A 1,541-nucleotide genomic window follows, 5' to 3' on the forward strand; every position below is an offset into this window, starting at 1 on the left:
TCCTACATTTTATCCCTCATTAACTTTGTGGCCTGTCTGGTAATGAAGACAGACAGGCCTCTTTTCGACAGGCTGGAGCGTGCCGTCTTTTGCGGCACGCTCTTCTCTTTCTCTCTTATTTTCACATTTTATTTTGCCGTTTGCATCTCATCGATGATGTGGGTGTAAATATCCAGCGTGGTCTCTGTCGACACATGGCCCAGCATGGCAGTGAGGGTTTTCACATCCATGCCGCTCTCCAGGGACAACGTGGCGAAGGTATATCTAAGCTTCATGGAAGCGGAGAACAGAATACGGTATAATCTCCTCAAGGACTATGGCTTGCGCCATGGTCCTTTTCGTATGGGGGCAATATCGCTGCCACTGTGCTTTTGACCTTAACAGCCTTTTTGTAGACTCAACGAAGCGCTTCTAGTCGTCAATATGTTTAGATTTTAATTTATCATGTTGGTTAAATTATACAAAGCTCATGAGATTACTTTGTATTCTTGCGTTCTTAATCGAAATATATTAAAAATAAATTATAAATACATATATAGCAACATTTAAAATAAAGATTTTGCAATTTCCAGCCCTAACCTTATGTAACTCGGCAAATGGTGGCAAAGCCTTGATTTTCAGGCGTTTCCGCCATTTGCCGTTTGGGAGAGTTATTCGCATATCTCGGCTCCCGGCTTGTAAAATCAGGAGGTTTATGGTAGTATGGAGATACGAAAACAGAAGGAACGCAGGTAGGAAGATTGACAGTGACGGAACAGATAGACCAGAAACATCAGGAAGATTTACAAAGGCTAAGAGGCTTTCGCCTGCTTGATGATGATTTCCTCACCAAGTGTTTTGAGGGAAATACGGCAAGCATAGAACTGGTATTGCGGATTGTGCTGGAAAAGCCGGATTTAAAAGTGCTGGACATTCGCACCCAGGTATTTGTGGAGAACCTGCCGAACCGTTCGGTGAGGCTGGATATCCTGGCTACGGACAGCACAGGGGCAAAACTGAATGTAGAAGTACAGCGCTCCGACAAAGGAGCCGGGAGAAAAAGAGCCAGGTACAACAGCAGCATGATGGACGCAAACCTTTTGAAGAAAGGCCAGGACTTCGACAAGCTGCCGGAAATGTGGGTAATCTTTATCACGGAGAATGACGTAATGGGAAAAGGGCTGCCACTCTATCCGATTGAGCGGTGCTTTTTAGGAACCGGGGAAAGCTTTGAGGACGGTTCGCACATACTGTATGTAAATGGCGCTTACCGCAGCGATACGCCAATCGGGAAGTTAATGCATGACTTCTCCTGCACAAACGCAGCGGATATGTATTATGGGACACTGGCAGACAGGGTGAGATTTTTCAAAGAGCACAAGGAGGGAATCGAGATTATGTGCCGTGCTATGGAAGATATGAGAAATCAGACATTAAAAGAAGGAATGATAAATGTTGCAAAGAAAATGCTGGAAGATGGGACAATAACGCTTGAAAAGATTGCGGAATTTGTTGGCCTTTCAGTTGACGAAGTGAGAAAATTGAAAACAGACCAGAATATG

At 44.4% G+C, this 1,541-nt stretch carries 1 protein-coding gene and 1 pseudogene; one reads left to right on the plus strand and one right to left on the minus strand.

Annotated elements, in window-relative coordinates; all coding sequences use genetic code 11:
- Positions 1 to 140: 140 nt before the first annotated feature.
- Positions 141 to 308: pseudogene (locus tag JX325_RS16530) on the minus strand (tyrosine-type recombinase/integrase); the annotation flags it as partial.
- A gap of 432 nt (positions 309 to 740) precedes the next feature.
- Here JX325_RS16530 and JX325_RS16535 point away from each other — a divergent pair.
- Positions 741 to 1,541 (plus strand): PD-(D/E)XK nuclease family transposase (locus JX325_RS16535; RefSeq protein WP_204792126.1); only part of this gene is annotated, 801 nt, incomplete at its 3' end.

This window comes from Oscillibacter sp. CU971 (genome assembly GCF_905219725.1).
In the GTDB taxonomy this organism is placed as follows: domain Bacteria; phylum Bacillota; class Clostridia; order Oscillospirales; family Oscillospiraceae; genus Oscillibacter.